The sequence below is a fragment of the Donghicola mangrovi genome (genome assembly GCF_013377535.1).
Lineage (GTDB): Bacteria > Pseudomonadota > Alphaproteobacteria > Rhodobacterales > Rhodobacteraceae > Donghicola > Donghicola mangrovi.
Genome location: NZ_JABCJE010000015.1, coordinates 24337 through 49520 on the forward strand (window position 1 = coordinate 24337; position 25184 = coordinate 49520).

At 61.7% G+C, this 25184-nt stretch carries 25 protein-coding genes and 1 pseudogene; 16 read left to right on the forward strand and 10 right to left on the reverse strand.

The window, feature by feature from the left end; translation table 11 throughout:
• Window positions 1-127 precede the first annotated feature (127 nt).
• Window positions 128-253, reverse strand: a pseudogene (locus HJ536_RS18915) (IS6 family transposase); the annotation flags it as partial.
• A 4-nt stretch (window positions 254-257) separates the two neighbouring features.
• Between HJ536_RS18915 and HJ536_RS18920 the strand changes: the two are divergent.
• A complete protein-coding gene (locus HJ536_RS18920; protein WP_177158956.1) occupies window positions 258-605 on the forward strand; it encodes a hypothetical protein in 348 nt (115 codons plus the stop codon).
• Between the two features lie 115 nt (window positions 606-720).
• Complete coding sequence (locus HJ536_RS21140; protein WP_265575611.1) at window positions 721-846, forward strand: hypothetical protein; 126 nt, start codon at window positions 721-723, stop codon at window positions 844-846.
• A gap of 197 nt (window positions 847-1043) precedes the next feature.
• Here HJ536_RS21140 and HJ536_RS18925 read toward each other — a convergent pair whose 3' ends face one another.
• On the reverse strand, window positions 1044-1940 hold the full coding sequence (locus HJ536_RS18925) for a LysR family transcriptional regulator (RefSeq protein ID WP_177158973.1): 897 nt from the start codon (window positions 1938-1940) through the stop codon (window positions 1044-1046).
• 182 nt (window positions 1941-2122) lie between these two features.
• Between HJ536_RS18925 and HJ536_RS18930 the strand changes: the two genes are divergently transcribed.
• Together HJ536_RS18930 and HJ536_RS18935 are read left to right on the forward strand one after the other, a co-directional pair.
• Window positions 2123-3211 (forward strand): alpha/beta hydrolase, encoded by a 1089-nt coding sequence (locus HJ536_RS18930; RefSeq protein ID WP_177158974.1) that lies wholly within the window; start codon window positions 2123-2125, stop codon window positions 3209-3211.
• A 204-nt stretch (window positions 3212-3415) separates the two neighbouring features.
• The gene (locus tag HJ536_RS18935) at window positions 3416-4882 is read left to right on the forward strand and encodes a tannase/feruloyl esterase family alpha/beta hydrolase (protein ID WP_177158975.1); all 1467 of its coding nucleotides are present in this window, start codon (window positions 3416-3418) and stop codon (window positions 4880-4882) included.
• 59 nt (window positions 4883-4941) lie between these two features.
• On the opposite strand, the gene HJ536_RS18940 is transcribed toward HJ536_RS18935, so the two are convergent.
• The gene (locus tag HJ536_RS18940) at window positions 4942-6495 is read right to left on the reverse strand and encodes a tannase/feruloyl esterase family alpha/beta hydrolase (RefSeq protein ID WP_177158976.1); all 1554 of its coding nucleotides are present in this window, start codon (window positions 6493-6495) and stop codon (window positions 4942-4944) included.
• 402 nt (window positions 6496-6897) lie between these two features.
• Here HJ536_RS18940 and paoA point away from each other — a divergent pair, with 402 nt between their 5' ends.
• Genes paoA through HJ536_RS18955 form a run of 3 tightly spaced genes read left to right on the forward strand, consistent with a single transcriptional unit; the run spans window position 6898 to window position 10656 of the window.
• On the forward strand, window positions 6898-7533 hold the full coding sequence (gene paoA / locus HJ536_RS18945) for an aldehyde dehydrogenase iron-sulfur subunit PaoA (protein WP_177158977.1): 636 nt from the start codon (window positions 6898-6900) through the stop codon (window positions 7531-7533).
• On the forward strand, window positions 7530-8480 hold the full coding sequence (locus HJ536_RS18950) for an FAD binding domain-containing protein (protein ID WP_177158978.1): 951 nt from the start codon (window positions 7530-7532) through the stop codon (window positions 8478-8480). Before paoA ends, HJ536_RS18950 begins: the two co-directional genes overlap by 4 nt.
• Before the next feature lies 1 nt (window position 8481).
• Window positions 8482-10656: a xanthine dehydrogenase family protein molybdopterin-binding subunit gene (locus tag HJ536_RS18955; protein WP_177158979.1), complete on the forward strand. Its 2175-nt coding sequence runs from the start codon at window positions 8482-8484 to the stop codon at window positions 10654-10656.
• A gap of 52 nt (window positions 10657-10708) precedes the next feature.
• Here HJ536_RS18955 and HJ536_RS18960 read toward each other — a convergent pair whose 3' ends face one another.
• Window positions 10709-11416 carry a dihydrofolate reductase family protein gene (locus HJ536_RS18960; protein WP_177158980.1) on the reverse strand — a complete coding sequence of 236 codons (708 nt, stop codon included), beginning with the start codon at window positions 11414-11416 and terminating at the stop codon, window positions 10709-10711.
• A gap of 137 nt (window positions 11417-11553) precedes the next feature.
• Here HJ536_RS18960 and HJ536_RS18965 point away from each other — a divergent pair, with 137 nt between their 5' ends.
• From HJ536_RS18965 to HJ536_RS19005, 9 genes are all read left to right on the forward strand, one after another.
• A complete protein-coding gene (locus HJ536_RS18965) occupies window positions 11554-12447 on the forward strand; it encodes a LysR family transcriptional regulator (protein ID WP_177158981.1) in 894 nt (297 codons plus the stop codon).
• An 89-nt stretch (window positions 12448-12536) separates the two neighbouring features.
• The gene (locus HJ536_RS18970) at window positions 12537-12968 is read left to right on the forward strand and encodes a cytochrome P460 family protein (RefSeq protein WP_177158982.1); all 432 of its coding nucleotides are present in this window, start codon (window positions 12537-12539) and stop codon (window positions 12966-12968) included.
• Window positions 12969-13014: 46 nt separating this feature from the next.
• Entirely contained in the window at window positions 13015-13764 is a 750-nt protein-coding gene (locus HJ536_RS18975) for a carboxymuconolactone decarboxylase family protein (protein WP_177158983.1), read from the forward strand.
• Between the two features lie 24 nt (window positions 13765-13788).
• Window positions 13789-14301 (forward strand): DUF6152 family protein, encoded by a 513-nt coding sequence (locus HJ536_RS18980; RefSeq protein WP_177158984.1) that lies wholly within the window; start codon window positions 13789-13791, stop codon window positions 14299-14301.
• Window positions 14302-14304: 3 nt separating this feature from the next.
• Window positions 14305-14799 carry a DUF6644 family protein gene (locus HJ536_RS18985; RefSeq protein ID WP_177158985.1) on the forward strand — a complete coding sequence of 165 codons (495 nt, stop codon included), beginning with the start codon at window positions 14305-14307 and terminating at the stop codon, window positions 14797-14799.
• 22 nt (window positions 14800-14821) lie between these two features.
• Window positions 14822-15283 (forward strand): (R)-mandelonitrile lyase, encoded by a 462-nt coding sequence (locus HJ536_RS18990; protein WP_177158986.1) that lies wholly within the window; start codon window positions 14822-14824, stop codon window positions 15281-15283.
• Window positions 15284-15360: 77 nt separating this feature from the next.
• Window positions 15361-16737 (forward strand): MFS transporter, encoded by a 1377-nt coding sequence (locus tag HJ536_RS18995; RefSeq protein ID WP_177158987.1) that lies wholly within the window; start codon window positions 15361-15363, stop codon window positions 16735-16737.
• 3 nt (window positions 16738-16740) lie between these two features.
• A complete protein-coding gene (locus HJ536_RS19000; RefSeq protein WP_177158988.1) occupies window positions 16741-16959 on the forward strand; it encodes a tautomerase family protein in 219 nt (72 codons plus the stop codon).
• Window positions 16960-17171: 212 nt separating this feature from the next.
• Window positions 17172-18032: an NAD(P)-dependent oxidoreductase gene (locus tag HJ536_RS19005; protein WP_177158989.1), complete on the forward strand. Its 861-nt coding sequence runs from the start codon at window positions 17172-17174 to the stop codon at window positions 18030-18032.
• A gap of 18 nt (window positions 18033-18050) precedes the next feature.
• On the opposite strand, the gene HJ536_RS19010 is transcribed toward HJ536_RS19005, so the two are convergent.
• Genes HJ536_RS19010 through HJ536_RS19035 form a run of 6 tightly spaced genes read right to left on the reverse strand, consistent with a single transcriptional unit; the run spans window position 18051 to window position 25155 of the window.
• Window positions 18051-18785, reverse strand: a complete 735-nt coding sequence (locus HJ536_RS19010) for a class II aldolase/adducin family protein (protein WP_177158990.1) — start codon at window positions 18783-18785, stop codon at window positions 18051-18053.
• Between the two features lie 15 nt (window positions 18786-18800).
• On the reverse strand, window positions 18801-20231 hold the full coding sequence (locus HJ536_RS19015) for a carnitine 3-dehydrogenase (RefSeq protein ID WP_177158991.1): 1431 nt from the start codon (window positions 20229-20231) through the stop codon (window positions 18801-18803).
• Entirely contained in the window at window positions 20228-21148 is a 921-nt protein-coding gene (bcoG, locus tag HJ536_RS19020) for a 3-dehydrocarnitine:acetyl-CoA trimethylamine transferase BcoG (protein WP_177158992.1), read from the reverse strand. Before bcoG ends, HJ536_RS19015 begins: the two co-directional genes overlap by 4 nt.
• Before the next feature lie 12 nt (window positions 21149-21160).
• Window positions 21161-21946, reverse strand: a complete 786-nt coding sequence (locus HJ536_RS19025; protein ID WP_177158993.1) for a carnitinyl-CoA dehydratase — start codon at window positions 21944-21946, stop codon at window positions 21161-21163.
• Window positions 21943-23991, reverse strand: a complete 2049-nt coding sequence (locus HJ536_RS19030; RefSeq protein ID WP_177158994.1) for an acetate--CoA ligase family protein — start codon at window positions 23989-23991, stop codon at window positions 21943-21945. Before HJ536_RS19030 ends, HJ536_RS19025 begins: the two co-directional genes overlap by 4 nt.
• Window positions 23992-23994: 3 nt before the next feature.
• Window positions 23995-25155 carry an acyl-CoA dehydrogenase family protein gene (locus HJ536_RS19035; RefSeq protein WP_177158995.1) on the reverse strand — a complete coding sequence of 387 codons (1161 nt, stop codon included), beginning with the start codon at window positions 25153-25155 and terminating at the stop codon, window positions 23995-23997.
• Between the last annotated feature and the right edge of the window lie 29 nt (window positions 25156-25184).

Here is a 25184-nt window from a genome sequence, read left to right on the forward strand (position 1 = left end):
TGAAGGGTTACAGATTGGATGGGTATAATTTAGAATTATATCGCAGCTCGGGCTTGCCAACTTATTTTCTCCTGAGTGAAATAAGTGAGATCCTTGCCGGTCAAGTGGCCATGTCGGCAGTATGGTTTTACCAGAGACCGAAAGCGTCGGCTCTGGTGTGGCGGTATGAGATTGCGGAAAGGCGATAGCGGTGGGGTCTGAATATCGTATTGATCTGGTCATAGGCGGACAGGAATCGCTGCGCCTGCTTTTTAGCGATGAACGAAAAGGGCCTGGACAGCGGCGATGATGCCTTCCTGTCGGGTGCTCTGCTTGACGGCTGGTATGCGCCTTCGCTACGCGGCGACGGCGCGGCTGGCATCGGCCGCTGGAGCGAGGATGCGCTGTTCGACTTCCTGTCGCAGGGGCGCAACGAACACGCCGTGGTCTTCGGATCGATGACGGAGGCCTTCAACAATTCGCTTCAGTTCATGACGGATGACGACCTGCGCGCGATGGCCGTCTACCTCAAGTCCCTGCCGGGCGAAGACCCGGCCTGGACCCCCGCCCCTGCGGAAGTGACCACGTTGGCACAGGCCGCGCGATCCGACCTGCCGAGGGCCTAGACCTACATAGCTACCTGTGTCGCCTGCCACGGGCGCGAGGGACAGGGTCAGCACCAGTGGATCCCGCCGCTTGCCGCCCTACCGCGCTCATCTGACTGACGCAGAGATTGCAGATGTGCTGGGCGACATCCGGCAGGCCTGGGGCAATGACGGCGGACCGGTGACCCCGGAGGCAGTGGCCGATCTGCGCGACAGGACAGATCCGGCAAGTATTGCGCCGATCGTGTTGCAGATGCGGTGATCGGCGGTCGTCAGAAGCTTTGAGTGCGTGCCGGGGGTCGCGGAGTCACCCTGCGTCCCCGCTTAGACCATCCGGTCTCACGTGGGCACCACCTCGCTACCAGGCATCGTCGCGTAGCAAGTCGCCGAAACAGTGCGCCCTGAGTGATGCCACCGAGATGGCCTGTGCAAGTCGATCCGGCGCGCGGATACTGAAGCTCAGGCCCCGTGATACCGAAGCCGGTCGATCAACAGCCGCAACGCCGAAGACATCTGCCTGCGGCTGGAGTAACACAACTTGTAGCCATCGAACGGCGGGCACCAGTCCGCAAGCACTCGCCGCAAACGGCCGGCGTCGATATCGTCCTGCACTTCGGAAAGAAGCACATAAGCCAAGCCGTAGCCTTCGCGGGCAGCGCGGATCAGCATGTCACCATCGTTGAAGATCAACGGTCCACTGACCTTGCGGACGATTTCCTGTCCGTCCTTCTCGAACTCCCAGTCATAGGGCGCGGTATCGGCACCGAAACGCATGGTGATGCAATCGTGCTCCGACAGATCCGACGGATGCTGCGGCTCGCCGCGCGTGCGGAAATACTTCGGAGCGCCGACTGCCGCCATGGTCATCTCCGGGCCGATCGGGACGGCAATCAGATCGGGCCCAACGGATTCCGACAGTCGGATGGCCGCATCGAACCGCCCTTCGGCCAGATCGACGACCCGGCTGTTGGTGTTGATTTCGATCTGCATCTCCGGATAGTCGCGCACCAGCCCCGTCACTACCGGCCAAAGATACCGGTGCGCCACATCCCGAGAGGTCGTGATACGGACCAGCCCCGACGGCGTGTCGCGGATCGAACGCAGTTCCTCAATGCGCGCCTCTATCTGCGACAGACCAGGCCGCAGGGTCGACAGGAGTTTTTCGCCGCTGTCTGTCGCGGAAATGCTGCGCGTGCTGCGATTGAGCAGCCGGAACCCCAGCGAGTCCTCCAGCCTGCGGATCGTGTGGCTCACTGCCGATTGCGAGACGCCAAGGCGCACTGCGGCCCGCGTGAAGCTGCCTTCTTCCACAACCACCACAAAGACCGAGAGGTCGGATAGGTCTTCGCGCCTCATGCGTCGTCGCCCTTTCTCGTCACATGACCTGCTTCGCAAAGATCATGAATAAGGATCATCAAATCCATGACGGAAGTCCTACTAGTCGCACATATTGGCACATGTTAAATCGCATTTATGAAGCAGGCAAGAGAATAGGCAACTTCTGCCTACTAGCCGCTGCACAGCGAAGAAGCAGGACCATGACCGACGAACCGACCATCACAGGCCCCCACCTTGCACGACGGAGCCTGCTGACGCTGACCAGCGCCTCCTTCGCCGCTTACGCAGCGGCTTCGATATTTGACGTGATACCCGCAAAGGCACAGACCATGACCAACGACTGGGACAAGACATTCCTCAAAAGCGATCGCATCGACCACCAGAAGGTCACCTTCACCAACCGCTACGGGATCGAGCTGTCCGGCGATCTCTACCTGCCGAAAGAGCGCAGCGGCGCTCTGCCCGCCATCGCGATCAGCGGCCCGTTCGGCGCGGTCAAGGAACAGTCCTCGGGGCTTTATGCGCAGACTCTAGCCGAGCGTGGCTTTGCGACCCTGGCCTTCGATCCCTCCTGGACGGGTGAAAGCGGCGGACAGCCCCGCAACACCGCCTCGCCCGATGTCAACACCGAGGACTTCAGCGCTGCGGTGGATTTCCTCGGCACGCAGGAGACCGTTGATCGCGAACGGATCGGTATCCTCGGCATCTGCGGCTGGGGCGGCATGGCCCTGAATGCGGCCGCCATCGACAAGCGTATCAAGGCGGTCGCGACCAGCACCATGTATGACATGAGTCGCCTCATGGCGCACGGCTACAACGACAGCGTAACGCTCGAACAGCGTACCGAAATGCTCGCGGGTCTTGCGGCGCAGCGCTGGCAGGACGTCGACAAAGGTGCGCCCACCTATGGTCCGGTCAGCCTTGCAAACGTGCCCGACGAGGCACCGCAGTTCGTGAAGGAATATGCGGCCTATTATCGTGATGAGGCCCGCGGCTATCATCCGCGTTCGATTAACTCGAACGGCTCGTTCAGCGCGACGACGCCGCTGTCCTTCATGAACATGCCGCTGATGACCTACATCGCCGAGATCACGCCGCGCCCGACGCTGCTGATCCACGGCGAGGTCGCCCATTCGCGCTATTTCAGCGAGACCGCCTATGAGGCCGCCGCCGAGCCGAAAGAGCTTTTGATCGTTCCGGGCGCGACCCACACGGACCTCTACGATCAGGTGGAAAAGATCCCGTTCGACAAGCTTGGAAGCTTCTTCGGCGAACATCTCGCCGCCTGATGAACGACCCCGAGGCCCGGCCGCAACGCCGGGCCTTTTCAATGAAGGACGTGAAGTTTCCCCATGAATACCCTTGTTTCTAGCAGCGCACTAAGCGCCGTCTTGCTCGCTTTCGCGGGGGCCGCACAATCAGCATGCCCCCAAGGACTGGAAGGTCTCGCTATTGGGGCCGATGAAATCGGCCTTCCGACAAACGGAGCTCGCGTGACCGGAGCCGCCCATGTCGCCGACAGCCGCGAGTTTCCGCCCTACTGCCAGATCACTGGTGAAATCCTCCCGATCACGTCTGACGCGCCCCCGATCCTGTTCCAGATCAACCTTCCGGACAACTGGAACGGCAAGGCCGTCCAGATGGGCGGCGGCGGCCTCAACGGCACCGTCGTCACCGGGCTCGACAACATCGTTGGCACGGGGCCGGCGGCGGACGAAGTGACCGAGGCCACGACCGGTGCACAAACCGCGATCACCGGCGCAGATGCTACGGTCAAACCGCTGGCGCGCGGATACGTGACGTTCGGTTCGGACAGCGGGCATCAGGGAAACACCTTCGATGGCAGTTTTGCCAGCAGTGACGAAGCGCGGCGCAACTACGCCGGCGAGGCGGTCAAGAAGCTGCGCGACGTGGCCGGAACGATCCTCTCCGAAGCCTATGGCCGAGCCGCGGAGCGGGTCTACTACATCGGCGGTTCGAAAGGCGGACAGGAAGCGCTGGTTGCGGCGCAACGCTATGGCGCGGATTTCGACGGTGTGGTGTCATACTACCCCGCGAAGGACAACGGCGCGCTGATCCTCGGCTGGTGGGAGCTGACGCAAGCCGCCTATTTCTCTGACGGAGGGTATCTGCCGCCAGAGGCGCAGCAGCTCGTCCACGACCGGACCCTTGCTGCCTGCGATGCGCTCGACGGTATCAAGGACGGCGTCGTCGCCAATGTCTCCGCCTGCGAAGCAAGCTTCGCTCCGCACGATCTGCTCTGCAACGAAGGAAAGACCGCCGGTTGCCTGTCTCCTGCGCAAGTAGCGACCCTGCAACGTGGCACCGAGCGCCTGACGCTGCCCTACGAGATGGCCAACGGCATCTCGCGCATCGGTCCGTTTCCTGCAACGACGGGCGGCGATCTGACCGGGTTGTGGTTCACCGAGGACGGCAGCCCGCTCACCCCGCAGTCGCTGTTCGTACGCGAGATCGCGCGGCATTTCCTGACGGGCAATCCGGATCTCGAGCTTGCCAATATAGACCTTGAGTCGCTCCGCAAGCCAATGCAGGCTTATGCCAACGGAACCGATGCGACAAGCACGGATCTTTCGGACTTCCTCGCGCATGATGGCAAGATGATCCTCGTGCAGGGCACAACCGACATGCTCGTTCCCGAACCGGCGACGACGGATTACGCACTGCGTCTTCAGGCCAGCCACGATGGCGCGCGCGCCTTCCTGCGGTACTACGTGCAGCCGGGCTACGGGCACGGCATGGGCGTCTACAACATGAACTGGGACAGCCTTGCCGCGCTCGATGCCTGGGTCGAAACGGGCACCGCCCCGGTCGATCCCGTCTCGAATGCCGTGGTCGCGGGCGCCCTGCGCGAAATGCCCCTGTGCGAATATCCCGCCTTCCCGCGCTTCGCCGGCGGCGACCCCGCGCAGGCGGGAAGCTTTGCCTGCGCTCTGCGCTGAACCCATCGGAAGCGGCCGCCCGGCGCGGCCGCTTCCTGTTTCAAGGGAATGCCCCAGGCTCAGCCGGCCGTACAGGTGAAGCTGTCCGCCCCGGTTCCCTCGCCGGTGTATTGCGCCTCGAGCGGCCAGGCGCAGACCGGCATCTCCTCGCCGGGCCTTGACGGTGCGCTTGCCGGCATCTGCTGAGGCGCATCACCCCCTGCGGTCCATTCTTCCAGCACGGTCAGCGGATCGAAGTCCTCGAAGGCGTCACGGCCCCCACCGCAATGGGTCATCCCCGGCACCATGAAAAGCTGTGCGAAGTCTGCTCCGGTGTCGGCTTCCGCCCGGTCGTGCCATTGCGCGATGTCCCAGGCCGAGAAAATCGGGTCCGCCAACCCCTGGAAGATCACCATCTTGCCGCCACGGTTGGCGAAGGTGGTCAGAAAGGTGTCATCCGCATCGAGGTAGCCGCCAACGTCGGCAGTGCCGCGTGCGAGCGCCGCGAAATCTGGCGCATCCGGGATCGACTGCGGCGGCGTCAGCATCAGCGCCTCGGTCGAAGGAACCGTCAGCGTCTGGTGCAGCGACGGCTGCTCTGCGGTCCCCAGCTTCCAGGTCCGCCAGCCCGGCGCAGCCATCCCCGGATCCCACGGCCAGTCGCTGTAGACCCGTGCTCCGCCCGCATCGCGCGCGCCGTCCATGACGGTGATCAGCGCATCCAGCCTGCCATCGTCGATCTGCCCGCGCAGCGCTTCGGGATCGAAGCTGCACTGACGATAGGCGGCGACGATCCCGTCCTCGCGACCATCGAGGGCGTCGCACTGACGCAGAACCTCGTTCGCGACGGTCTCCAGATCTGCCTGCGACAGCGCCGTATGCATCGCATCGCGCGGCGCGACCTTCGCCCATTGCGTGACATCCCAGACCCCGCCAAGCGCCGCGCGCGACAGGTGGAACGCCGGATTGCCCGCAACGACCCCGTCGAATTCAAGTGGGAAACGCTCGGCGGCGATCATCGCTTCGCGGCCGCCGTTCGAGCAGCCCATGAAGAATGACTGCTCCGGTGCCTCGCCGTAGTAGGCACGTACCAACGCCTTCGCGGCGGCTGTGATCTTGCCGATGGAGGCGTAGCCGAGGTCGAGCCGTGCCTGCTGGTCGGCGGCAAAGGCGAAGTCGAGCCCATCGTGCCCGCCATCCATGCTTACCACCGCATAGCCCCGTGTCAGCCCCGGCGTTGCGCGCGACCCGGTCGATGGGATCGGGCCGATCGCGGGCGCAAGGAACCCGTCGGTACCGCCGCCACCCTGAAACAGGAAGCGGCCGTTCCAGTCCTGCGGCATCCGCAATTCGAAACGCGTGCCGTAGCGGCCATTCATCCCCTCCCGGTCGCCGATCTTGCCCTGAACGAGGCAGTGGCTGCCGACCTCTGTCGGCACGGGCGCGCCCCCCGTCATGGCACTCATCTCGTCCGGGGGAAGCGATCCGGCCTGCTGGAGCGACGCGCGGTCGATCCGGACATCATGGAGCCCGGTCTTGGCCAGGTCCGAGCAAGTGTCAGCGCGCGCCGACGACGCGAAGGCCGCCACGACAAGCGCGGCGGAAAGGGGAGTAATTTTCAAGGTGAGATCCATTCATTTTGACGGGACGGGACGGACGCCAGCCCCCAACTTTGAGCACAACTGCCATCACTGCAACGTGAGGCAGGTTGAAAATTAAGGGGGGATGTCCCCGATTTCAAATGAGCGTTAGGCATCGCACTCATGACACAAACAGATAGCGCCCCGCCTGCGGGTTTCTGACAAGGAGCCGCGCCCGTGTGCCTTGTCTTCGCGAAAAAACCTACTGGTTCTAAGCTTCTGCAGATCTGTCCGCTAGCAGGGACGCCAGTCTAGTTTGGGCAACCTCAGGCCGGGGAGGCCGGCAAGCCGGAGTGTTCCATCACTCTGAGTCATCACTGCTATGAATCCTGTCGAACTCCCAATTTTGCTCCAAGGCCACATATCACCGTCAAGCCCATCCATGAGGAGCAATCCGTGTCCCCAGCCATAAACTTCGAACTCCGCCGCCGCACCTTCATTGCTGGCACCGCCGTAGCTGCCGTCACGGTGGGGATGTCCCGCAAGGCCGCCGCACAGACCGCTGCTCCCGTAGGCGCCGAGAGCACCACCGTTTTTCTGACCGTCAACGGCGAGGGACGCGAGCTGACCGTCGACAACCGCACCACGCTGCTCGACGCACTGCGCGAACACCTGCAACTGACCGGCACCAAGAAAGGCTGTGATCATGGGCAATGCGGCGCCTGCACCTGCACCGTGAACGGCACGCGTGTGAACAGCTGCCTGAGCCTCGCCGTGATGCATGACGGGGACGAGGTGGAAACGATCGAAGGGATCGGCGCACCGGACGCTATGGACCCGATGCAAACCGCGTTTGTCGAGAATGACGGCTTTCAATGCGGCTACTGCACGCCGGGACAGATCCAGTCCGCCCGCGCGGTGCTGGACGAAATCCGGGCAGGTATCCCCAGCCATGTGACCGACGACCTTACCGCCGAGATCACCATCACCGATGCCGAGATCCGCGAACGGATGTCAGGCAATATCTGCCGTTGCGGGGCCTATGCAAACATCCTCGCCGCCATCACCCAGGTTGCGGAGGATCAGGCATGAGACAGTTCAGCTACGAGAAAGCCTCGGATCCCGGTGCCGCTGCCGCCCGCGCTGCGGAAGTCCAAGGAGCCAAGTTCATCGCTGGTGGCACCAACCTGCTGGACCTGATGAAGTTGGAAATCGAGACACCGGTCCATCTGATCGACGTGAACGGTCTGGGCCTCGATACCATTTCCGAGACGGAAGACGGCGGATTGCGCATCGGCACACTGGTGACCAATACCGTGCTCTCGGCCGATGCCCGTATCCGCCGCGACTACCCGGTGCTGACCCGCGCCATCGCCGCCGGTGCCAGCGGCCAGCTACGCAATAAGGCCACCACAGGCGGAAACCTTCTACAGCGCACGCGCTGTCCGTATTTCTATGACACCGCAATGCCTTGCAACAAGCGCGCACCAGGCACAGGCTGCGGCGCGCTGACCGAGGGGGCGTTCTCGCGGCAGCTCGGCGTGATCGGGACCTCGGAGGCCTGCATCGCCACCCACCCGTCCGACATGGCTGTGGCCATGCGAGTGCTGGATGCCGTCATTGAGACGGTGACCCCCACCGGCATGACCCGCCAGATCCCGCTGGAAGAGTTCCACCAGCTGCCCGGCGACACGCCTGATCAGGAAACTGCGCTGCTGCCGGGCGAGCTGATCACCCATGTGACCCTGCCCGCGCCTGTCGGGGGCAGGCAGAGCTATCACAAGGTCCGCGATCGTGCGTCTTACGCCTTCGCCCTAGTCTCCGTGGCCCTGATCCGTCAGGCCGACGGCACGGGCCGGATCGCGCTTGGCGGCGTGGCACCCAAGCCCTGGCGCCGCACCGAGGCCGATGCCGAACTTCCCAACGGCGCACGCGCGGTCATTGCCCGCCTTCTCGACGGGGCAACGCCCACCGAAGAGAACGCCTTCAAGATCACCCTCGCCGAACGCACGCTCGCGGCCATGCTGAAGGAGGCCTGAGATGCAATTCAACGAACCCGCAGGCGAGACCCTTTTCGACAACGCCAAGATTGTGGGCAAGGCGCATACCCGCATCGACGGTCCTCTGAAAGTCACAGGCCAAGCGCCCTATGCCTATGAACGTTATGATGTCGTCGAGGGGCAGCTTTATGGCTATCCCCTAGGCGCCACGATCAGCCATGGGACGGTCACCGCGATGGATACCGCGGCGGCCCTCGCCGCTCCCGGCGTCCGGACGATCGTCACGACGCTGGATGTGGAGCCGCTGGCGCTTGGCATGCTGAACGTCGCCCGCCTGTTCGGCGGCGCGGATGTGATGCACTACCACCAGGCCATCGCCGTCGTCATCGCCGAAACCTTTGAACAGGCACGCGCCGCCGCCTCGCTGATTGAGGTCAGCTACGAACAAGGCGATCCGGCGGATTATGACCTTGATGCCGCCTTTGAGCGCCTTCAGGGCTCGGGTGAACCCGATACCCTTTATGGCGATGTGGACGCCGCCTTCCGCGATGCCGCAGCGGTCACAGACCAGATGTACCACACGCCCGGCGAAAGCCATCAGATGATGGAACCCTTCGCCTCCATCGTGGACTGGTCCGATGGCGGGCAGCTGACTGGCTGGATCTCGAACCAAATGATCAACTGGACCCGGGGATCTCTGGCGACCACGCTCGGCATCGACAAGGAGCGCATCCGCATTGAGAGCCCCTATGTCGGCGGAGGCTTCGGCGGCAAGCTCTGGCTGCGGGCGGATACCGTACTGGCGGCCCTCGGATCGCGCGCTGTCGGTGCGCCGGTGAAAGTTGCCCTGCCTCGCCCGATGATGATGAACAACACCACTCATCGCTCCGCCACGGTGCAGCGCATCCGCTTGGCGGCCAATGCAGACGGAACGCTGAAAGGCATCTGGCACGAGAACGTCTCCTACGGCCTGCCCGGCGGGCGGGGCGAGAATGCTACCGCGCAGACGCCTTATTTCTATGCTTCAGAGACCATGCGGGTAAAGAACCACATGGCTGAAATGCCGCTGCCCGAGACCGCCGACATGCGCGCACCCGGCGAGGCGGCGGGCCTCATGGCGCTGGAAATCGCCATGGATGAAATGGCGGAAGCACTGGAGATGGACCCGGTGCGTTTCCGCATCGTAAACGACAGCCAGGTCAACCCGTCCAATCCTGACCAACCCTACTCTGATCGCAACTTCGTCCAGTGCCTGGAACGCGGTGCGGAAGCCTTCGGCTGGGATGCCTCGCGCCCGGCACCGGGCAGCCGCCGCGACGGGGACTGGCTGATCGGCCAAGGCGTCGCGGGGGCCTTCCGTGGCGCACTGGTCCAACCCTCTGGCGCACGCGCCGCGATCGAGAACGGCAAGCTCGTGATCGAAACGGACATGACCGACATCGGCACGGGGTCGTACACCATTCTCGCGCAGACGGCTGCCGAGACGATGGGCCTCGGCATGGAGGATGTCGACGTCCGGCTGGGCAATAGCGCCTACCCCGTTTCGTCCGGGTCGGGTGGCCAGTTCGGCGCGGTGTCTTCCACCTCTGGTGTCTATGCCGCGTGCATGGCCCTGCGCGAACGCATCGCTTCCGATCTGGGTCTGGACGCCCCCGCCTTTGCCAGGGGGCGCATCCTCGCTGGCGATGTTGACCGACCGCTCTTGGACATGACGGTGGAAGCTGTCGAGTCCATCGAGTGGGGCGACTTCATGAAGCAGTACCAGAAGGCGACCTTCGGGGCGCATTTCGTCGAAGTGGGCGTCAACGCCTACACAGGGGAAACCCGGGTCCGACGCATGCTGGCCTGCTGTGATGCGGGCCGCATCCTCAATCCGGTCACTGCGCGCAGCCAGGTCATCGGCGGCATGGTCATGGGGGTCGGCGCCGCGCTGTCGGAGGAAATGGCCCTCGACACCGGACGCGGCATGTTCGTCAATCACGATCTGGCGGGCTACGAGGTCGCGGTGCACGCGGACATCCCCGAGCAGGAGGTCATCTTCCTCGACACGCTCGACCCCATTGCCTCGCCGCTGAAGGCGAAGGGCGTGGGTGAGCTGGGCCTGTGCGGTGTGGCGGCAGCGATTGCCAATGCGATGTACAACGCAACCGGCATCCGGCTCAGGTCCTATCCCCTGACCCTCGATAAGATGTTGGATCAATTGTCGGACGTCTGATGACGCGGGTGCGGCACGCGCCTGGCGTGCCGCACCTGTAGCGGATGATCTGCTACCGGCGTTCAATCACATGCCTTAGCCAGACCACTCCGCCGTCCAGCGTTTCCACGGCCAGCAAGCGCATGGGTTGACCTGCGGCAGGTCTGTCGCCCGAAGCGCCCGGTTGGTCATAAATCGCGGGAACGCCGGCCAGACCATCGACGGCAGGCATGATCAGGGTGCTTGTCTCGTCGATCAGACCCGCTTGCAAGAACGCACCGTTCAGGCGTCCGCCGCCCTCCAGCAAAAGCGAGGCCGCGCCGAAATAGTCGCGCAGCCGCGGAAGCACGGAGGCGATGTCATACCCATCCGGCCCGGCAAAGAGGCAGCTGGCACCGGTTGCGCAAACCTTCTCCGCATGCGCCTGTGGAACGCGCGTCGAGAAAACATAGACGAGGTGATCGGGCAGACAGTCCTGTGCCATATCCAACCTACCCGATGGATCGAAGAGGACGCCGATCTTGCGCTTGCCTGGATCGCCCACCACATCCTCACGCTCCATGGGAGACACGAGATCATGGGTAGTCTGCCCCGACGCATAGCGTTGTAGGGTGCGGCGTCCCGCCATCCAGCCGTCATGTGGCAGGCGCGCCTCGGCCGCCTCGTAGTTGGACCAGATCAGTGCATCTCTGTCTGTCACCCCGATCGGCGCTTCCAACCGCCCGGTCAGAAGTCTGCCGTCGATAGAGGTAATCATGTGGCAGATAATCTTGGGTCGCATGACATGTCCTTTACGAAATTTGCACCGACCATAATGAAGCCAGCGCTGAAGCGTTAGCTGTGCCGCTTCGGATAGACCCATGACATGAGATCATATAAAACCAGAGAAAGTCCGACTAAGGTCAAGAGTTCATCGTCATGCTCAAGGAAAACATCAACGACATCATGGCTTTTGTCGCCGTCGCGCGCGAGGGGAGCTTTACAAAAGCTGCTGCGCAAATGGGACTGTCGCAGTCAGCCCTGAGCCACAATGTCCGCCGCCTTGAAGAGCGCCTTGGGCTTCGCTTGTTGTCGCGCACGACCCGCCGCGTTTCGCCCACCTCTGCCGGTCGCCGTCTGATCGCAGAGATCGCGCCAAACCTCGACGAAATGGAGCAATCGCTGCAACGGATGATGGAGCAGCGCGACACCCCGGCGGGGACCTTCCGCATCACCGCGACGGACTTCGCTATTGCGACCGCCCTCTGGCCACGGCTGAAAGAGCTGCTTCGGGACTATCCCGATATCAAGATAGAACTGAACAACGACTACGCCTTCGCCGATCTGGTAACGGGCGATTTCGATGCTGGGGTTCGCATGGGCGAGAGCGTTTCGGAAGGCATGATCGCCGTCCGGATCGGCCCGGATTTCTCGATGCGGGCCGTGGCAACACCGGCCTATTTCGACCAGCATGGGCGACCGCAGGCCCCGGATGACCTGACCAGGCACCGCTGTATCAACCTTCGCCTTCCGACTCATGGCGGTCTCTACCCTTGGGAGTTCGAGAAAGACGGGCGCGAAGTGAACGTCCGGGTGTCCGGACAATGGACCTTTAACCAGATCACCGGAGTACTGGAAGCGGCACGCGAGGGCTATGGGATTGCCTATGTGCCCAGTCCGATGATCGAGGCCGATCTGGCGGAAGGAACGTTAGAGACTGTCCTGACGGACTGGTCCCCGCCTTTCCCCGGCTATCACCTCTATTATCCAAGCAGGCGACAAGCGTCTCCGACATTTTCCCTGATCATTGAGGCCCTGCGCCATCGCTCATGACATTATGTCATGAGAGTTCTCAAAAAACCCGATCTAATCTCTAAATTCAACCACCTTACCTATCTCCTACACAACGTGGGAGACAGACGATGCGGCATGTTCTTGCCCTTACAATCGGCCTCGGCTTGGCAGCGCATGTAGCTCAGGCCCAAGACAATACCGAAATCCAGCTCGACCCCGATTATGCGCAGGGCGAGCACTACGCCACGGTAACCAGAGGTGGCATCACAGAGGAGATCTACGCCGCGGCAGAAGCACTGGCAGCGGCGCGGGCGGGTCAGCCATTTCCCTACGGCACTGTCATCACGATGGAAGATCACCGCGGAGGAACTCTCCACCGCACCATCGTGATGGAAAAGCGTGCCACTTGGGAAGGAGGCACTGCAGGGGCATGGCGTTTCCGCGAATTCGGCCCGGACGGACAGCCCAACATGACGGAAAACGGCAGTCGCTGCGCGTCCTGCCACGCATCCCAGGAGGCGAACGACTTCGTCTTCACCCGCGATCGGATGACCAACTGACCCCCGACACGAACTCCCCGGAATGACCCCAGAGAGAGGACTCCAGATGAGAAAGACCATCGCCGCCACCGCCCTGACCCTGTCGATGACCGCAGCCGAAGCACAGCCCGTTCCCGAAGCTGTCGGGCAGGTGAGCCCGGCCCTGCAGAATTACATGACCGAGGATCTGAACGGCAGGATCTGGACCGACGCATCGCTGTCGCAGCGCGATCGTTCGCTGGTGACGCTTGCCGCGCTCATCACCCGCCACGAGCCCGAGGGCCTGCCTGCCATGGCGGAGCAGGCTTTGGACGCTGGTCTGACAGCAGCCGAGATTTCCGAGACAGTGACACATCTCGCCTTCTACACCGGCATGGGCAATGCTACGGCCGCCGCCGAAGCGCTGGCGCCGGTCTTCGCGGAACATGGCATCTCGCCCGAAGACCTTCCGGTGGCGAACCCGGATCTTCTTCCGCTTGATGAAGAAGCCGACGACGCCCGCGCGACGCGGCTGGACGGTATCTATGGAAACGTCAGCCCGGGCACGTTGGAGAACACGACGAACATCCTGTTCCGCGACCTCTGGCTTCGTCCCGATCTTGCTCCCCGTGATCGCAGCCTGGTCACCGTGGCCGCGCTGATCGCTGCCGGACAGCCCGAGCAAATGACCTTCCACCTCAACCGCGCAATGGACAACGGCCTGACCCAAGACGAGGCCGGCGCTGTCCTGGCACATCTGGCCTTTTATGCCGGATGGCCGCGTGTGTTCTCGGCCTTGCCGGTGGCGAAAGAGGTCTTCGAGAACCGACAGAACTAAGCATACCCCAGCAAGGAGAAACGCATGAGAACAGTCTTCAAGTCACTGGCAATCGCTGCCGCACTCGCCGCGCCCATGGTGGCCACGGCACCGATATCCGCGCTCGCTCATCATGGCTGGAGCAGCTTCGACACCACGCGCGCCTATTACATCAAAGGCACGGTCACCGATGTCCGCTGGGGAAATCCGCACTCGGAAGTTACGATGACAGTGGATCAAACAGCGCTGCCCGAGGGCTTCCGCACCCGCCCCTTGCCGCCCGGCTCGGATGAGCGCGATGGCGAGGCGACCATGGCTTCGGCCCGTGCCTATGATGGCGACGAGCAGGAAATCCATCTGGTTCTGGCAGGACCGAGCTGGATGGCTCGCTGGGGCCTTGACCGGCCCTTGGAAGTTGGCGAGACCATCGAAGTCCTGGGCTATCTCGGTGCTGCAGATGCGCACGATCTGCGGCCGGTCATGTTCTGGCTGGAAGACGGCCAGGGTGTCTGGCAGCAGTTGACGGCTTTCCCCAGCCGCCCCGAACCGGCAAACTGACCCATGCCGGAGTGGTTCGTCACCGCCCTCGCGGATCTGGAGCGCACGCCTCTTGGCGAATGGGTCCGCACCGCGACCCATGCCTACCCCGTTCTGGAGTGCATCCACATCCTCGGGATTGCCTGTCTGGTGGGCGGGGCACTCGCCGTTGATCTGCGTCTTATGGGGCTGCGCGGGCGCGATGTGCCGATCACCACTGTCACGCGCAAACTGTTGCCGCTCTGTCATGTGGGGTTCATCGCTGTCGCAATCAGCGGTGTGCTGATGTTCACCGGCATCGCGCGGGCTGTCGGCCTGAGTGCTGCTGCGCCGTGGAAGCTGGGGCTGATCGCCCTCGCCGGGGTGAACATCGCGGTGTTCCACTTCGGTATCTACCGCTCGGTCGCCATATGGGACCGGGCGGCCTCCCCTCCCCTGCCCGCCCGCATCTCGGGCGCCGTCTCCGCCGCAAGCTGGATCGGCGTTCTGATCGCGGGTCGGTATCTCGCCTACGTCTGACCTCTCCCGAAAGGACATCACGATGAAGACGCTCCTCCCCCTTGCCTGCGCGGCAACCCTCTCGACCGGCGCGGCGCAGGCCGCCGATGTCGTCTCCCATGGCAGCACCGAGGCGGTCATGGCCTCGCAGGAGACCTTCACCGGCGCGGTCATCTATGAGCCGCTGCTGCCTGCAAACGAACTGAACGGACACAACACTGGCATGGTCACGTTTCCGCCGGGCGCGCGCACCGCGTGGCATTCCCACCCGCGCGGCCAGACGCTGATCGTGACCTCCGGGCATGGCTGGATCCAGGAACGGGACGGCGATCGTATCGAAATCCGCACGGGCGACACCGTCTGGTGCCCGCCGAATGTAGAACACTGGCACGGGGCGACCGACAGCTCGCTCATGAGCCACATCGCCCTGACCTATTTCGAAGGAGACACCAATGTCACCTGGGGCGAGCTGGTCAGCGACGATGAGTACGCGCTGACCAAATGAGGTTTTGGCAGGCCGCCAACAGGAGCGGCCTGTTTCTCTCTCCTTCACGATGAAAGACCATTTGGAAAGGCTTCTTCATGTCATCCATTACTTCCCGCTCAAAAGCAGGGCATGGCGAAGCGGTCCTGATCTGTGTCGCCGCCGCGACCTGTCTCGCACTGATCGTCTTTTGCGCCCCGCTGACCACTGCCTCCGCAACGGTTGCATCTCTCGGCGGCGGAGTCGCTCTTCAGGCCTGGGTGCTGAGCGCCATGCCCCTTGGGGCGGCGGCCGGCCTTCTCTGCGCAGGGGCCATGGGCGATGCCCTCGGGCGGCGTGAAGTCTTCATTGGCGGCCTCTGGCTGACGACCGCAGCCTCGGCGCTTGCCGCCTTGGCGCCGACCGGCAGCATCATGGTTGCAGGCCGTATCCTGCAGGGCCTGGGCTGCGCGGGGCTCTTGGCCTGCGGGCTGGGGTTGCTCGCCGAAGCCTATGAGGGCCCCGCCCGCGCCCGCGCCGCCCGCATCTGGGCTGCATCTCTCGGCGCAGGGGTGGCGCTTGGTCCGCTCCTTTGCGCGATCCTGCTCGAACTCTCGGGATGGAGGGCAGCCTATTGGTCCATTCTTGCCCTGTCTCTGGCGCTGTCCATCCTCGCAATGCGTGTGCTTCCCGTCACCCGCGGACAACGTCAAAGGGTCGATTATCTCGGCTCTCTCCTGCTGATCATGGGGTTGGTGCCCATCCTTGCTGCCCTGATCCAGGTGCGCAGCGGGGTCACGGTTCAGGTTGCAGTTCTGACAGCACTCGGTGTGATCTTCCTGATCGGCTTCATCCTGCGCGAACGGCAGGCGGCGAACCCGATCCTGATGCTGCAGCTGTTCCGCAATCGAGATTTCGTTTCTGCCACGACAGGCGCCTTTGCATCAGGCGCGGGCGTACTGGCCATTATGGCCTCTGTTCCGGTCATCTTGCAGCAGGGCTATCATTTGAACGCCATCGGGGCGAGCCTCGTCATATTGGCATGGTCAGCGCTGACCGCCGTTACAGCACTATTCTCCGGCAAACTGACCCATGGATTGGCACCGCGCACCGTGCTCATCGCAGCCCTTCTCGGCTGTACACTTGGTCAGGCCCTACTGCTCTTCATCCGTGAGGGATCGGGATGGGAAAGCGCAATCGCGGGGCTCGTCATCGCCGGCGTGTCGAACGGCATCCTGAACGCATCTTTGGGCCATCAGGCCGTCGAAAGCGTTCCCGCCGACAAGGCCGCTATGGGATCAGGGGCCAACAATACTGCGCGCTATCTGGGATCGGCGATCGGCTTTGCACTGATCGCCATGCTCGTCGCGCACGGGCTTGCACAAGGGGATCTCTTCCTCGGCTGGGACGAAGCCGTCCTAACAAGCGTTGGCTTCTCCCTAGCCGGGCTCTGTGTTGTCTTCAGCCTGAAACCACCGAAAGCAAACCAGGGGTAACCTATGCCACATATCACAGTGCACATGATGCCAGGACGTTCCGAAGCTCAGAAGCAGGACCTGACGGAAGCGCTGGTCAAAGTGCTTCAGACCACGGTCGGAGCGGGTGAGGACTCGATCTCGGTCGAGATTGTCGATCAACCGAATTGGCCCGAATACTACCGTGCGGAGATCGCGCCGAACCTTGAGCGGTTGCAGAAAATACCAGGATATACATATTGAATGATAAATCGCCATCTGGAGCGATATTTCGTAAATTAATGTTTAAGAACAGATAATTATAGTACGCTCTCCGATTTTTTGTTGATATGTATGGTACCAGACGATGTAAGGCGGGTCTCATGCAAAGTTGTAGCCAAGGTGTGTTTTTGTCATCGAGCCACAATCTGGCTGAGGACTACGGTGCAAGCATTGACGCGGCAGCGGAACACAGAATGGCAATTTCGAATCCGTCCGAGATTTACGATAAGGCAGACGTCGAGTTCGCACTTTGTTGGCGGCCGGATTTGGCAGCATTTGACCCATATCCAAACCTGAAGTTCATAATGGCTGTAGGCGCGGGCGTCGATGCTTTGCTAGAGCATCCCGGACTCCCGAAACATGTCCAAATTTGCCGCGTGCGCGATCCCGAACAAGGGCAGCAAATGGCCGCTTTCGCTGTTCATGAAATCCTGCACGTTCAGCGCGATTTTGACACGCTCTCAGATCAAACCCGTAATCAGATTTGGTCCGAAATCCCGCTGCATAGCCCTTCGGATGTAAACGTTGCCGTCTTGGGCAGTGGCAGCATGGGGCGCTTTGTGGCTGAAGCCTGCGTGGCTTTTGGGTTCAATGTTTGCGTCGCGGTTCGCAGGCCGCCGACCGATCCGCTGACCGGCGTGCGGTATGAGCATGGACCGCAGAGCATTAATGCCGCGATGACGGACGCCAACTTTGTGGTCAACGTGCTACCTCTGACCAAGGAAACCACCGACATCTTGAATAAGAGCACTCTTTCGCAAATGCGGCGCGGTGGGTGGCTGGTTCAGATCGGGCGTGGCGAGCATCTGGTCGAAGATGATCTGATGGCGTTGATCGAAGCTGGCCACTTGCGCGGTGCCAGTTTGGACGTGTTCAGGCACGAACCCTTGCCGGTTGGGCATCCGTACTGGGATCACCCCGCACTCAGGATCACGCCGCACATCGCGAGTTCCGCGTCCGCCAAGGCAGTAGCCAGCCAACTCAGTCAGACCGTGCTGGAAATGCAGGCCGGGCTGCCATTAAGCTTGGCCGTGGATCGCGCCGCGGGCTACTAGCAACGGCGCGATAGAAATTCAGGAGCGGTAGTCGACACCAACGCCTTCGATTGAGCGCAGATGCGCGGCCCATTCCAGCGCGAGATCGCCATCCTCTTCGTTCATCTGGACATACTGGCCGTGAACGCGATCAGAGATTGCTTCGTCGATCATCTTCAGAGGGCGTCCAGTCGAGAGGGCAGCGATCTGGATTTCGCAGGACCTCTCCAGATAGAACATGTTCGAGAACATCTCGGCAGCGGAACGCCCCGTGGCGATCAAACCGTGATTTCGCAGGATCATCACCGGATGTGTTCCGAAATCTGCGACGATGCGCTCACGCTCTTCCAGATCGAGCGCGATCCCTTCGAAATCATGGTAGGCGATGCGGTTGTGAAACTGCAGCGAAATTTGGTTCAGGGGGAGCAAGCCTTCTTCCATGCAGGAAACAGCGACGCCCGCACGGGTGTGGGTGTGCATGATCCACGCGGCATCGTGCCGGTTCATGTGGACCGCCGAGTGAATGGTGAAACCAGCGGGATTCACCCGATGGGGACCGCCGTCGATCTTGTTCCCTTTGGTATCGATCTTGACCAAGGAAGAGGCCGTGATCTCTTCCCAGCGCCAGCCGTATGGGTTGATTAGGAAATGGTTGTCAGAGCCCGGAACGCGGGCGGTGATGTGCGTGTAAATCAGGTCGGTAAATCGATGCTTGGCTGCCAGACGATAGCACGCGGCAAGTTCTTCGCGGGTCTTCTGCTCTTCGGGGGTCATCTTATTCTCCAGCTTTTACGTCCGTTGACCAACGGCGCCGCCCGCGCCAACTGCGTCATAGCATTTGTGCGCACGCGCCAAAGCCATCAGCTTGGCCGCCACCTCTGGCAGCGGCTCGGAAGCACGCCGCGTACTAAGGTCCGTGTGCAGCAACAAGGTCTCTATCGTGGCGCACAATGTTCCATCCGCTTTGTGTATCCGGTGGAACAATTTCATCTTTTTGCCGACCCCTTCAAGGACCTGAGTTGTCACCGTCAGAAGCTCCGCGCGATGCACTTCGTCCAGGTACCGCACTCGGGTGTCCACAGTGAAAAAGCTGGCACCTGCAGTGATATACTCCGCATTCGCACCGATCAGCTGCATCAGCCCATCTGTCGCCCACGTGCCTAGCTCCAGATAGGCAGCCTCGTTCATGTGGCCGTTATAGTCGGTCCACGTGACGGGAACGGCTTGGCGCAGAGTGACAGGCAGCCCGTCGATCTCGCCTCCGACTGGCAGCGTTTGTTCGTGCTGTAGGATGACGCCCCCTGCCCCGCTGCCCGTTCGGCGTAAACCACGCAGAATAGCAACCAGGTTATCATCCCTCAGCGTTTCGAGTTCAGAAATGGTCAGATGTCCGGATTGCGCGTCGGATTGATCCGCTATGGTGCGCGTCAACGCAGCATCAAGCTCTGGAACATCGGTCAGCCGCGACCAAGGCCACTGCAAAGATGGCCCGAACTGCGCCATGTAGCTTTCCATCCCGGCCTCGCCTCCGGCCAGCCGGTAGGTCTCGAACATTCCCATTTGAGCCAGCCGCAGGCCGAACCCCATGCGGATTGCGTTATCGATTTGATCAGTCGTAGCGATGCCATCTTTTAGCATCCACAGGGCTTCGCGCCAGATCGCCTCTTGAAAACGGTTGCCGATAAAGGCGTCGATCTCGATCTCTAGTTCGAGCGGGAACATCCCGATGGATTGGATGATCGGAATGGCTTTGGCCCGTAAATCAGCCGCGCCGGAAATCTCGGCCAGCGGCAAGAGATACACGGGATTAAAGGGATGAACGACCACAACCGGCGCCCCCTTGGACGCAAGGTCCGAGGCTTTGAAGCCAGACGTGGAGGATGCGATGAAACCGTCCTCAGGCAGAGCTGCAGTGATTTCTGCGTAGACTTTGTGCTTCAACTCCAGCCGCTCAGAAACACTTTCCTGCACCCAATCGGCGCTCTGTACCGCTTCGGCGAGGGACTGACAGTAGGTAAGCCGTCCTTCGGGTGGCAGCGCTCGGTCATAAAGAGCGGGCAGCGACCCCCGCGCGTTTTCGAGAACCGCCCTGATCTTGCCGGCTGCGTCGGGATCGGGGTCGTAGACCGAGACGTTCCAGCCGTTCAGCAGGAAGCGGGCGGCCCAACCGCCCCCGATGACGCCGCCGCCGATAATCGCCGCTGTCTTAGCCTCGCTCATCCGGGCACCGGCATATCGCGTTTGACCAGCCCCAACTGATCGCGCACCTCTTGAGGTGACATCAGGCTCGCGCCCATGTTGCTCAGGAGCGTGGCAGCCTTTTCCACCAGTTGCGCATTCGTGGCAAAGACTCCGCGATCCAGATAGAGGTTATCCTCTAGTCCTACCCGCACATTACCGCCCGCCAAGGCCGCCGCGGCGACATAAGGCATCTCGTCCCGACCAAGGCTAAATGCAGACCACGTCCAATCTGCTGGCACGTTGTTTACCATCGCCATGAATGTGTTCAGATCACTCGGCGCACCCCATGGAATGCCCATGCAAAGTTGGACCAGAGCGGGACCGTTCAGCACGCCTTCCTCGACCAGTTGTTTCGCAAACCAAAGGTGACCGGTGTCAAAGGCTTCGATCTCGGGTTTCACCCCGAGGTCAGTCATTTGCTGTCCCATCGCCCGCAGCATCGCGGTGGTATTGGTCATGACGTAAGTGCCATCGCCAAAGTTCATGGACCCGCAATCCAGAGTGCAGATCTCGGGCAGGCAGTCTCGAATATGGGCCATGCGCTCTGTCGCACCGATCATGTCGGTTTCGCCAGCGATCAGCTCCATTGGGGTTTCGGCAGCGCCAAACGTCAGATCTCCGCCCGTGCCCGCTGTCAGGTTCAGCACCACGTCCACTTCAGAGGACCTGATACGGTCTGTCACCTCGCGGAACAGGGCGCGGTCGCGGCACGGAGCACCGGTTTCCGGATCGCGCACGTGGCAGTGGACAATCGCAGCGCCCGCCTTGGCTGCATCAATCGCAGCTTCGGCGATTTCTACAGGCGATCGGGGAACGAGCCGGCTTTTGTCCTGCGTCATGCCCGCGCCAGTGATCGCAGCGGTGATAAAGGGTTTTCTGTTCATAGTCAGAGGCATAAATTGTTTCCTTTATCGGCCCTTCCAGACCGGATCGCGTTTTTCAGCAAAGGCACGGGCGCCTTCTTTTTGGTCGTCCGAGCGGTACAGGCGCTCGACCGTTTCGAACTGGCTGGTGTTGATGCGATTGAGCGCGTCCTGAAATTTCATATCCTCGGCTTCACGCGCGATTTCCTTGATCGCGGCAAAGACCAATGGCGGGCCAGAGGCCAACTCATCCGCCATCCTTCGCGCCTCTGTCATCAGATTGGCAGCGGGCAAGATGCGGTTCACCAGCCCCCAACGATGGGCCTCTTCGGCGTCGAACCAGCGACCGGTATAAAGGAGTTCCATCGCGATGTGGTAAGGGATGCGCTTTGGCAGTTTGATCGTCGCAGCGTCCGCAACGGTACCAGAGCGAATTTCCGGCAGGGCGAAAGTGGCGTGATCCGCTGCAAAGATAATGTCAGCAGAAATGGCCAGTTCCAGGCCGCCGCCGCAAGCGATGCCGTTGACAGCGGCGATCACAGGCTTGTTCAATCCGCGCAGCTCTTGCAGGCCACCGAAGCCGCCTTTTCCGTAGTCCGCATCCGCCGCCTCACCATTGGCAGCGGCTTTCAGGTCCCAGCCTGGACAAAAGAATTTCTCGCCAGCGCCGGTGATAATGGCGACCCGCAATTCGGTGTCATCCCGGAATTCGGTGAATATCTCTCCCAACTCGCGCGACGTGGCCATGTCGATGGCGTTCGCTTTGGGGCGGTTCAGGGTGACTTCCAACACGGCACCACGCCGTTCGGTCAGCACATTGGAGTGTGTCATGTGTGGTTCTCCATTCGGATGAGGGCGTCTGCTGCCACGGCGTCATTCGCGCGACAGATCAGCGGATTGATTTCGACTTCGTGCAGCGTCCCTGCGTTAGCTTGGACAAAGTCCTGCAAGGCCATGACGCTATCGACGATGGCTTCGATCTTCGCTGCGGGACGGCCGCGATAGCCCGTCAGCAGTGGTGCAGTGCGCAGACCAAGGACTGCGTCGTGAACTTCTGCTCGGGTTGCGGGGATCAGGACCGAGGCGGTGTCGCGGATCAATTCGGTCAGAATACCGCCAAGGCCGATGGTCAGAACGTATCCATGAGCCGGATCATTGGTCACGCCCACGATCAGTTCGGCGACTGTGCCCGTGATCATTTCTTCGACGAGGAAGCTTTTCGCAGGCATCTGACCCGCTGCCGTGACAACCTGCGCCGCCGTAGCCAGGTTCAGCACGACCGCGCCAGCTTCGGTTTTGTGAGCGATGCCCTCGCCCTTGAGCACCACAGGAAATCCGATGTTTTCCGCGCTGGCCCCTGCTGCTTCGGCAGACACAGCCTGCACCGATGCCGGGACACGGATTCCCGTGGCTGAGAGCAAGGATTTTGCTTCAGCTTCAGACAAGATGAGTGCGCCATTCGGCGCTTGGAGCGGAGGCAAAACGGGCGCGAACGAAGCGTTCCGATCGCCATGAGGCGCACGCACCGATGCAGAAATTGCCCTCAGCGCATCGCCCATCCCACAAAGAGGCACGACTCCCAGTGACATGGCCTCGGATGCAACGCGCTCTGGCAATCCCTCGGACATCAACGAGACCAGAGCGACAGGCGTTCCTGTTTCCACCCGTGCCTGCGCCGCCGCGCGCAGAACCTGATCATAGTCAGGTGCCTCAAAACGGTCATCGCGGGGATAATCCACTACGATGCAGGCCAGCCCAAGGTCTGCCTGACAAAGCGCGGTGAAGGTCTGCGTCAAAGCCGCTTCATCGCCCCAGATATAGGTATTGTAATCCAATGGGTTTGCCAACGCGACCTTGGGGCCAAGAGCCTTCCGCAGGTTCTCGGCCTGCGATGTCGTCAATTCGGGGAACGTCACCCCACGGACTTCGCCCATATCGGCCATTAAGGATGCCTCGCCTCCGGAACAGGACGCTGACGCGATACGGGAAGACGCGAGCCCGCCGGTCACATGCAGGATCTTCAGCGTCTCAACCAATTCAGTGGCGCTATAGACTTGGGCGATGCCCAAACGCTTGAGCAATGCCTGTGCACCTGCATTGCTGCCGGTGAGCGAAGCTGTGTGTGAAATCGCTGCCGCCTGCGCCTGAACAGAGGTGCCGACCCGCAGCGCAACAATCGGCTTGTCCAGTTCCGCCGCGCGGGCTGCCAGCCGTTCGAAGGCTGGGATGCTATTAATCCCCTCGATATGCAGGCCAAGCGCGGTGATACGCGGGTCCTCTAGCAGAGCGATCCCCAGATCGGCCATATCTGTCTGTGCCTGATTGCCCGCCGCTACGACCATCGCCAAGGGCAATCCCCGCCGCTGCATGGTCAGGTTGATCAGCACGTTCGAGGACTGGCCAATCACAGCAACGCCGCTGTCCACAGGGGTGATCCCATGACGGTCCGGCCAGAGAGCAACCTTGTCCAGTCCGTTCACGATGCCATAGCAGTTCGGCCCCAGAACACGCATATCGCCTGCTGCCTCAACAAGCTTTGCCTGTAGGGCTTCGCCGTCCGAAAGCTCTGACGCGGCCTCGCTGAAGCCAGCGGCAAAGCAAACTGCCCCACCGCATCCCATCGCCGATAGCTGGCCAACCACGTCGACGGTCAACTCGCGGTTCACGCCGATAAACGCTGCATCCGGAATACCGGGCAAAGATATGAGATCGGGATAGGCTAGCAGTCCGCCGACCTCGGTTTTTTTGGGATGGACCGGCCAAATCGGTCCATCAAAGCCAGTCGCGCGGCATTGGCGCACGACAGCCTCGCACCACGTGCCACCGCCGATGACGACGACAGCTTTCGGCGACAGAAAGCGGCTGAGCGGTTCCATGGATCAGGCTCCGAGAGGCCGGAAAAGTTCCCGGCTGATGATGTGTCGTTGGATTTCAGAGGTTCCGTCCCAGATGCGCTCGACCCGCGCATCGCGCCAGAAGCGTTCGATGGGCAGTTCATCCATCAGACCCATGCCGCCATGAATTTGCAGCGCCGCATCGGTCACGCGGGCCAGCATCTCCGAAGCATAGACCTTGGCCGAGGCGATCTCGCGGTTGGCTGGAAGCCCCTGATCCAGACGCCACGCGGCGGACAGTGTCAGCAAGTCGGCGGCATCGATCTCTGTAATCATGTCCGCAATTTGGAAGCTGACACCTTGGAACTTGCCGATGGGCTGGCCGAACTGGCTGCGCTCTGCCGCATAGGTCAGGGCATGGTCGAACACGCGGCGCGCCCGTCCAACCGAGTTGGTCGCGACCGTGATCCGGGTGGCATAGAGCCACTCGTTCATCACATCAAAGCCGCCATCAACTTCGCCAAGGACCTGCGCATCGGACAGGCGGCAGTTGTCGAAGTAGAGGATGCTGTTCTGATAACCGCGATGGGACACCGATTTATAGCCGCGTGCGATCTCAAAACCCGGTGTGCCGCGATCCACAAGGAAACAGGTGATCCGCTTTTTCGGGCCACGCGGGGTTTGATCTACGCCGGTTGCTACGAAAACGATCACGAAATCGGCGTGTTCTGCCCCAGAGATGAAGTGCTTTGACCCGTTGACGACCCAGTCGCCGCCATCGCGCACGGCAGAGCATTTCATGCCCCGCACGTCCGAACCCGCATCGGGTTCGGTCATCGCCAATGCGTCCATCTTTTCACCGCGGACAGCTGGCAGCAGGTATTTATCGACCTGCTCGCCCTTGCAGGCCATCAGGATGTTCTGAGGCCGCCCGAAGAAGTGGGTCAGCGCCATGGATCCGCGTCCCAACTCCCGCTCGACCAGCGCGAAATCCACATGGCTCAGACCGGGGCCACCCACGCTTTCTGGAAAGTTCGAGGCATAAAAGCCCAGATCGATGCACTTCTGTTTGATCTCCTGAGCGATCTCGGCGGGCACCTCGCCAAGGCGTTCGACCTCGGCCTCGTGGGGGTAGATCTCGTTCTCGACAAAGCTGCGAACGGTCGAGACGATCATTTCTTGTTCGTCGGTTAGACCAAAATACATGGGGCACCCTATTGTTCTGGGGAAGTCAA

What these genes read in the sequence shown, in the direction of transcription:
- HJ536_RS18920 (WP_177158956.1), top strand. Translation starts at nt 258, where the DNA reads ATGAACGAAAAGGGCCTGGACAGCGGCGATGATGCCTTCCTGTCGGGT.
- HJ536_RS18925 (WP_177158973.1), bottom strand. Translation starts at nt 1,940, where the DNA reads ATGAGGCGCGAAGACCTATCCGACCTCTCGGTCTTTGTGGTGGTTGTG.
- HJ536_RS18930 (WP_177158974.1), top strand. Translation starts at nt 2,123, where the DNA reads ATGACCGACGAACCGACCATCACAGGCCCCCACCTTGCACGACGGAGC.
- HJ536_RS18940 (WP_177158976.1), bottom strand. Translation starts at nt 6,495, where the DNA reads ATGGATCTCACCTTGAAAATTACTCCCCTTTCCGCCGCGCTTGTCGTG.
- HJ536_RS18950 (WP_177158978.1), top strand. Translation starts at nt 7,530, where the DNA reads ATGAGACAGTTCAGCTACGAGAAAGCCTCGGATCCCGGTGCCGCTGCC.
- HJ536_RS18955 (WP_177158979.1), top strand. Translation starts at nt 8,482, where the DNA reads ATGCAATTCAACGAACCCGCAGGCGAGACCCTTTTCGACAACGCCAAG.
- HJ536_RS18960 (WP_177158980.1), bottom strand. Translation starts at nt 11,416, where the DNA reads ATGCGACCCAAGATTATCTGCCACATGATTACCTCTATCGACGGCAGA.
- HJ536_RS18965 (WP_177158981.1), top strand. Translation starts at nt 11,554, where the DNA reads ATGCTCAAGGAAAACATCAACGACATCATGGCTTTTGTCGCCGTCGCG.
- HJ536_RS18970 (WP_177158982.1), top strand. Translation starts at nt 12,537, where the DNA reads ATGCGGCATGTTCTTGCCCTTACAATCGGCCTCGGCTTGGCAGCGCAT.
- HJ536_RS18975 (WP_177158983.1), top strand. Translation starts at nt 13,015, where the DNA reads ATGAGAAAGACCATCGCCGCCACCGCCCTGACCCTGTCGATGACCGCA.
- HJ536_RS18980 (WP_177158984.1), top strand. Translation starts at nt 13,789, where the DNA reads ATGAGAACAGTCTTCAAGTCACTGGCAATCGCTGCCGCACTCGCCGCG.
- HJ536_RS18985 (WP_177158985.1), top strand. Translation starts at nt 14,305, where the DNA reads ATGCCGGAGTGGTTCGTCACCGCCCTCGCGGATCTGGAGCGCACGCCT.
- HJ536_RS18990 (WP_177158986.1), top strand. Translation starts at nt 14,822, where the DNA reads ATGAAGACGCTCCTCCCCCTTGCCTGCGCGGCAACCCTCTCGACCGGC.
- HJ536_RS18995 (WP_177158987.1), top strand. Translation starts at nt 15,361, where the DNA reads ATGTCATCCATTACTTCCCGCTCAAAAGCAGGGCATGGCGAAGCGGTC.
- HJ536_RS19000 (WP_177158988.1), top strand. Translation starts at nt 16,741, where the DNA reads ATGCCACATATCACAGTGCACATGATGCCAGGACGTTCCGAAGCTCAG.
- HJ536_RS19005 (WP_177158989.1), top strand. Translation starts at nt 17,172, where the DNA reads ATGGCAATTTCGAATCCGTCCGAGATTTACGATAAGGCAGACGTCGAG.
- HJ536_RS19010 (WP_177158990.1), bottom strand. Translation starts at nt 18,785, where the DNA reads ATGACCCCCGAAGAGCAGAAGACCCGCGAAGAACTTGCCGCGTGCTAT.
- HJ536_RS19015 (WP_177158991.1), bottom strand. Translation starts at nt 20,231, where the DNA reads ATGAGCGAGGCTAAGACAGCGGCGATTATCGGCGGCGGCGTCATCGGG.
- bcoG (WP_177158992.1), bottom strand. Translation starts at nt 21,148, where the DNA reads ATGCCTCTGACTATGAACAGAAAACCCTTTATCACCGCTGCGATCACT.
- HJ536_RS19025 (WP_177158993.1), bottom strand. Translation starts at nt 21,946, where the DNA reads ATGACACACTCCAATGTGCTGACCGAACGGCGTGGTGCCGTGTTGGAA.
- HJ536_RS19030 (WP_177158994.1), bottom strand. Translation starts at nt 23,991, where the DNA reads ATGGAACCGCTCAGCCGCTTTCTGTCGCCGAAAGCTGTCGTCGTCATC.
- HJ536_RS19035 (WP_177158995.1), bottom strand. Translation starts at nt 25,155, where the DNA reads ATGTATTTTGGTCTAACCGACGAACAAGAAATGATCGTCTCGACCGTT.